At 63.3% G+C, this 6,529-nt stretch carries 4 protein-coding genes; 3 read left to right on the top strand and 1 reads right to left on the bottom strand.

Annotated elements, in window-relative coordinates:
- Positions 1-556: 556 nt before the first annotated feature.
- The 3 genes from DQG19_RS20260 to DQG19_RS20250 all read left to right on the top strand — a co-directional run bounded on the left by DQG19_RS20260 (position 557) and on the right by DQG19_RS20250 (position 4,512).
- The gene (locus tag DQG19_RS20260; RefSeq protein WP_116128340.1) at positions 557-1,795 is read left to right on the top strand and encodes an ABC transporter permease; all 1,239 of its coding nucleotides are present in this window, start codon (positions 557-559) and stop codon (positions 1,793-1,795) included.
- 72 nt (positions 1,796-1,867) lie between these two features.
- A complete protein-coding gene (locus DQG19_RS20255) occupies positions 1,868-3,799 on the top strand; it encodes a DUF294 nucleotidyltransferase-like domain-containing protein (RefSeq protein WP_116128338.1) in 1,932 nt (643 codons plus the stop codon).
- Complete coding sequence (locus DQG19_RS20250; RefSeq protein WP_116128335.1) at positions 3,799-4,512, top strand: PolC-type DNA polymerase III; 714 nt, start codon at positions 3,799-3,801, stop codon at positions 4,510-4,512. Before DQG19_RS20255 ends, DQG19_RS20250 begins: the two co-directional genes overlap by 1 nt.
- A 63-nt stretch (positions 4,513-4,575) precedes the next feature.
- On the opposite strand, the gene DQG19_RS20245 is transcribed toward DQG19_RS20250, so the two are convergent.
- Positions 4,576-6,297 (bottom strand): DEAD/DEAH box helicase, encoded by a 1,722-nt coding sequence (locus tag DQG19_RS20245; RefSeq protein WP_116128333.1) that lies wholly within the window; start codon positions 6,295-6,297, stop codon positions 4,576-4,578.
- Positions 6,298-6,529 lie beyond the last annotated feature (232 nt).

Raw genomic sequence — 6,529 nt, 5'->3', positions numbered from 1 at the left:
CGCCAACGAGAAAACTAAATTGCAGTGGATACGCTTTCTCGAGCTACGGCGGCGCGCAGCGCCAGTCGCCAATCCGCGAAATCCATTGCCCTGCGGGAAAATCTGAGCAAATCTGTGGGTAATCCGCGCGGCGCAGCCGATCTGTGAGAAACCGGAGCCTTGCCGGCAAATCCGCGCCAAATCCGCGCCAAATCCGCGAAACCAATCCACCGGCGCAGCCAATCCGCGGTGAGACCAAAGCAACGCGCGTAATAGCATCGCCAACGACCAAGCTGAATTGCAGTGGGCAAACGCTTTCTCGAGCTACGGCGGCGCGCAGCGCCAGGCGCCAATCCGCGAAATCCATTGCCCTGCGGGAAAAATCTGAGCGAATCTGTGGGTAATCCGCGCGGCGCAGCCGATCTGTGAGAAACCGGGAACCCTGGGGAAAAATCTGCGCAACCATTCCGCAGGCGCAGCCAATCCGCGGTGAGCCGGACAGACGCACGCAGCACAAACCCTGCCATTCGTCGAAAAACCTCCCCCGTCCCAACCGCTCCAATTACTTTTGGCATCTATGGATTTTCTGGAAAACATCCGGGTGGCGCTCTCCAGCGTAACCAACAACTGGCTGCGGGCCATGCTCACCACTATGATCATCGCCGTGGGCATCATGGCCCTGGTGGGCATTCTCACGGCGATCGACGCGGCGATCTACTCCTTATCGTCGAACTTGTCGAGCCTGGGGGCCAATACCTTCGAGGTGGACCGTAAGCGGGAAACCGTACGTTCCAGTAGCGGGCGGGGTAACGGCAGCAAACGCTCGGACCCCTTCTCCTACGACCAGGTGATGGAGTTCACCGATTCGTACGATTACCCGGCCGACGTCAGCATCAGCTTCCAGGCCCGGGGCGCGACCACCGTCACCTACGCCGACCGGGAGACCAATCCCAACGTAGGACTCTATGGCATGACGCCCAGCTACCTCACCAGCAAGGGCTTCGAACTCGCCGCCGGCCGCAACTTCACCGAACGGGAAGCCCGCGAGGGGGGCAATTTCGCCTTGCTCGGCTCGGAACTTGTCGAAGAGCTTTTCAACGGCAACGACGCCTTCGCGATCGGCAAGGAAATCACGGCCGGGGGCAATCGGTATACCGTTATCGGGACGCTTAAGAGCAAGGGAGCCAGCATGACCAGCAACGACAAGCGGGTACTCATCCCATTGCAGTCGGCCAAGCGCTTCTACGCCAACAATACCACCAACTACGACCTGCTGGTGGCCGTCCGCGACCCCAGCATGATCGAGGCCGCCATGGCCGAAGCCACCCTGACCCTGCGTCGCGTGCGAAGACTCCGGGCCGGACAGGAAAACGACTTTGAAGTAGAGAACAGCTCCGACCTGGTGAGCATCATCCGGGACAATACCGTCACCCTACGCCTGGGAGCCGTCAGCATCGGTCTGATGACGCTACTGGGGGCCGCCATCGGCCTCATGAATATCATGCTGGTCTCCGTGACCGAGCGGACGCGCGAGATCGGGGTGCGCAAGGCCCTCGGCGCCACCCAGCGCAATATCCTGCTGCAGTTCCTGATCGAGGCGGTGGTGATTTGCCAGCTGGGCGGCATCTTCGGCATCATCCTCGGGGTGCTGGCCGGGAACGTCGTGGTCATCTTCACGGGGGGCAGCTTCCTGGTCCCCTGGTTGTGGATCACCCTGGCGCTCATCGTGTGTACGGTGGTGGGACTGCTCTCCGGCCTCTACCCCGCCCTGCGGGCGGCGGCCCTCGATCCGATCGAATCGTTGCGCTACGAATAGCGCTTACCCTTCCCGCCGGACCTGCCGTCACGATCAGGGGGTCAATTCACCTATTCGCGTACATTAGGGCCGATGCCCAATCAGGTCACCTACCGCGTCTACGACTTCCTCAAGGAGATCGCCCCCTTCAGCTACCTCGACCGCGAGGCCCTGCTGCGGGTTGCCGAGCGGGTAGAGGTACGCTACCAGCCCCCCGACACGGTGGTTTTCCGGCCCGGCGAACCGCCGCGCGACCGCTTCTTTGTGGTCAAGGAAGGTACGGTGGAACTCTACAGCGAAGACGTCGACGGCAATGAGTTGCTGGTGGAGCGTTGCGGCGAGCAGGACATCTTCGGCATTCGCCCGCTGCTGGCCGAGGACAACTACGTCTTCTTGGCCCGTGCCGTCGAGGAATCGCTGCTCTACGCCATCAACAGCGAGGGATTCCGGGAGATCATCCCGAACTATCCCCGGGTACTCGAGTACCTGGTGACCAGCATGGCGGGTAGCAGCCGCTACGCCGTGGAATACCGTGCCGCGCGTCGACAGGAGATGGCCGCCGCGGCCCCGGAGCCGGACCTGATGTCGTTGCATACGCTGCACCGCTCCCGCGACCCCGTCGTATGCCTCCGTACGGACACCATCATCGACGCGGCACGTCGCATGACGGAGCACAACGTCGGCTCCATCGTGATCGTCGACGACGACTTCCGGCCGAGCGGCATCATCACCGACCGGGACCTGCGACGCTGCGTGGCCACCGGGGCCGTGAGCCGTAAGCTGCCGGTGACGACCATCATGTCTGCCCCGGTCCTCTGCCTGGCGCAGCAGGCGACGGTGGCCGACGTACAGATCAAGATGATCCGCACCGGCAAGCACCACCTGGTACAGACCGAGGACGGAACCGACCGTACCCGCGTGACCGGCGTGATCAGCGAGCACGACCTGCTACTGCTGCAGGGCAACAACCCGGCGGTCATCATCCAGGAGATCGGCGTGGCCACCACTGCGAGTTACCTGCGGGAGTTGCGCGACCGCAGCGAGCGGCTGCTGGGGGGCTTCCTGGAAAAAGAGGTCGCCATCGGCTACATCACCGCCGTGATGACGCAGATCAACGATGAGATCATCCGCAAGTGCATCAAGATGAGCCTGGCCCGAATGCAGCAGGACGGGCGCGGTAACCCGCCGGCACTGTTCGACTGGCTCACCCTCGGCAGCCAGGGGCGCGGGGAGCAGCTGCTGCGCACCGACCAGGACAACGCGCTGATCTTCGAGGACGTGCCCGAGGCCCGCTACCCGGCGACCAAGGACTACTTCCTGCAGCTCGCGGAATACATTACCGAATACCTGAACGAGGTGGGCTTCGACTACTGCGACGGCGACATGATGGCCAGTAACCCCAAGTGGTGCCTCAGCGCGAGCCGCTGGAAGGAGCAGTTCAGCAGCTGGATGCACGACAATACGGCGGAGAGTATGCTGCACACCAGTATTTTCTTCGACTATCGCGGCGTGTGGGGCGACGGCAGTCTGCCGGACAAGCTTACGGACCACATCTTCCTGGAAATGGAGCGGCGCAGCACCCGCTTCCAGGCCAGCCTGGCGATGGCGGCGCTGCAGAACCCGAGTCCGCTGACCTTCTTCCGCAACTTCGTCGTGGAGCGCTCCGGCGAGCATAAGGACCAGTTCGATCTCAAGGCCCGCGCCATGCGGCCCCTGACCGACGCCGCCCGCGTGCTGATCCTGCAGGCCGGACAGGGCAACATCAACAATACCCTGAAGCGGTACGAGGCCCTGGCCACCATAGAGCCGCAGAATGCCCGGCTCTACGAAGAGGCCGCCAAAGCCTACGAATTGCTGATTCGCCTGCGGGCCGAGCTGGGCCTGAAGCGCAACGACAGCGGTCGCTTCGTGCGGCCCGGCGAGCTTACGCAGGTACAGCGCTTGCTGTTGCGCAACAGCTTCAATCCGGTCGGGGAGATCCAAAAACTGCTGGAGCTGCGGTTTCAGCTAAATTTCATGCGGTAATGGCCCTGGCCCCCTGGCTCCGCGATTTGCTGACGCCCTTCATCGGCCCGCCGGGCGAACCGTGGGATCCTCACTGGCCCGCGTTCTACCGCGCTTACGTAAATGCGGGCGGGCACGACTATCCCGCGGATCGGGAGCTGCACGAGATTCCCGTAGTCGTGCTCGACGCGGAGACTACCGGGCTGGACATCCACGACGATCGCATCCTCTCGCTGGGTGGACTACGGGTGCTCGGCAACTCCATCCAACTGGGGGAAAAGTTCGAGGAGTACCTGCCGACGCCGGAGGGGCGCACGGTACCGGACACGATCCGCATCCACGGCATTATCCCGAACTCGCACCGCTACACCTTCACCAACGAAGCCCAGCTGATGGAGGATCTGCTGGCCTACGTCGGCAACGCCATCATCGTGGGGCACCACATCGGCTTCGACGTTGCGATGATTAATGCGGCGCTGGCGCGGCAGGGGGCGGGGCCACTACGCAACCGGGTTTTCGATACGGTCGAACTGGCGAAGCGGCTCCGCCCCGCCGGCTACTGGACGCCGAAGGAGACGTACTCCCTCGACGCGCTGGCACGGCGGCACCGCATCCCGTTGTCGGATCGGCACACCGCCCTCGGCGACTGCTACATCACGGCGGTGCTGTGGCTGAAGCTGCTTACGCGCTTTGGGACGAAGAAGGGGCGGTACCTGCGGGTGGGGGACCTTTAGGTGCTGGGGTGGTGTAACCTGGGTCTCTTGACTGGATTCCTCGCTCCCGGAGGCAGCGTCGTACTAGCCTTTGCGGTGCTTCTTCTTTTTGAAGTTGCCGGGGTTGCCGCCGGAAAAGGTTTTGTACTTGTTGCGGGGCCGCTTCTCGCGGGGGCCGTCGTCGTTGCCGACGGGGGCGCCGCCGTCGTAGATGCGCAGGGCCACGTCGTTGCCGCGGTCCTGGACGCCGCTCATGGAGGCGACCACGCGGCCGGCTTCGGTGCTGTCGACGTCGATGAAGGTGAGGTTGTTCTGCAGGTCGATCTTGCCGAGGTCGATCTTGCGGCCGGGCACGTTCTTGTTGAGCATCCCGATCACCTGGGGGACGGTGTAGCCCTGGCGGCGTCCGGCGGACATGCAGAGGCGGGTGTAGCTGACGTTGCCGCGGCGCTCGCGCTTCTCCTTTTCCGGCTTATCCTTACCGGCCTCGACCGGCTTGCTGCTGCCGACCTGCTTGCTGAAGTCGGCCAGCGAGAAGGCGACGAACTGCTGGATGAGGTCGTCCCGCTCGAGCTCGGAAAGTCCGCTGACGATCTCCGGCAGCTGGGCCATAAGTTTCTTGTCGGTCATCTCGGCGGTCTTCACCGAGTCGACGAAGCGCAGGGCGCGCTGCTTGTACACCTCCTCCTGCGAGGGGATGGGCGCCTCGCTGAACTCCAGTTTGCCGTAGCGCTCGATGTCGCGGATCTTCCGCAGCTCGCGGCCGGTGACGATGGAGACGGCGGTGCCTTCCTTGCCGGCACGACCGGTACGGCCGCTGCGGTGCACGTAGACCTCGGGGGCGTCGGGCAGGTTGTAGTTGATGACGTGGGTGAGGTCGGAGACGTCGAGGCCGCGGGCGGCCACGTCGGTGGCGACGAGCAGCTTGATGCGTCCCTTACGGAAGCGCTTCATGACATCGTCGCGCTGGGCCTGGCTCATGTCGCCGTGCAGGGCATCGGCGGCGTGGCCGGCGAAGCGGAGGTCTTCAGCGACGCCGTCGACCTCGCGGCGGGTGCGGCAGAAGATGACGGCGTACATGTCGGGGTCGAGTTCCACCAGCAGCTTCAGCAGGCTGAAGCGGTGGCTGCCCTTCACCTTATAGTAAATGTGAGTGATATTGGAGTTACCGGCTTCGGTGTGGTCGACGCTGATCTCCTGGGGGTCGTTCATGTAGTCCGTGGAGATCTTGCGGGCCTCCTTCGGCATGGTGGCCGAGAAGAGGAGGGTCTGCTTCTCCTTGGGGGTAGCGTCGAGGATGCCGTTGAGTTCTTCCTGGAAGCCCATGTTGAGCATCTCGTCGGCCTCGTCGAGCACCACGCGCTTGAGCTGGTCGACGACCAGTTTCTTGCGGTTGATGAGGTCGAGCGTCCGGCCGGGGGTACCCACAACGATCTTGGCACCGCCGCGGATGGCGCGGATCTGGTCACCGGCGCTGGCCCCGCCATAGACGGCCACCACGTTGACGCCGTCGCGGAAGCGGGCGAACTCGGTAAGGTCGCGGGCGATCTGCAGACATAGTTCGCGGGTCGGACAGAGGATAAGGGCCTGTACGGCGTCGACGTCGGTATCGATACCGTCGACTACGGGGAGTCCGAAACCGGCCGTCTTACCGGTACCCGTACGGGCCAGGGCGATGAGGTCGCGGTCGGAATCGAGGATAGCGGGGATGGTCTGCGCCTGGACGGGCGTAGGGGTTTCGAAGCCCAATTGCGCCACGGCGCGTTTGACCTCCTCGCGGAGGTTCAGTTCACTGAAATTTTCCATTTCACCTGTTTTTAAACGGGCGAAACGGCCTGCTACACTATGCTTTTGGGGAAGCTCCAGCGCAGGTCCTCAACCACCCGCGTGATCTAAGAGGGCGCAAAGGTACGGTTTTAGTTGGAGATTGAGGGAATAATGGTTGGATGGATTGATTTGCCGGCACTTCTGCGGGGCGGGGACGCGGGTGCAGCGGCTTGCAGTTTGCGCTGGGAGGGTCTGGGTTTCTCCGCGGGCA

The organism is Lewinella sp. IMCC34183 (genome assembly GCF_003390915.1).
Taxonomy (GTDB): Bacteria; Bacteroidota; Bacteroidia; order Chitinophagales; family Saprospiraceae; genus Neolewinella.
This window is presented reverse-complemented; position numbering and strand designations above follow the sequence as displayed.

What these genes read in the sequence shown, in the direction of transcription:
- DQG19_RS20260 (WP_116128340.1), top strand. Translation starts at nt 557, where the DNA reads ATGGATTTTCTGGAAAACATCCGGGTGGCGCTCTCCAGCGTAACCAAC.
- DQG19_RS20255 (WP_116128338.1), top strand. Translation starts at nt 1,868, where the DNA reads ATGCCCAATCAGGTCACCTACCGCGTCTACGACTTCCTCAAGGAGATC.
- DQG19_RS20250 (WP_116128335.1), top strand. Translation starts at nt 3,799, where the DNA reads ATGGCCCTGGCCCCCTGGCTCCGCGATTTGCTGACGCCCTTCATCGGC.
- DQG19_RS20245 (WP_116128333.1), bottom strand. Translation starts at nt 6,297, where the DNA reads ATGGAAAATTTCAGTGAACTGAACCTCCGCGAGGAGGTCAAACGCGCC.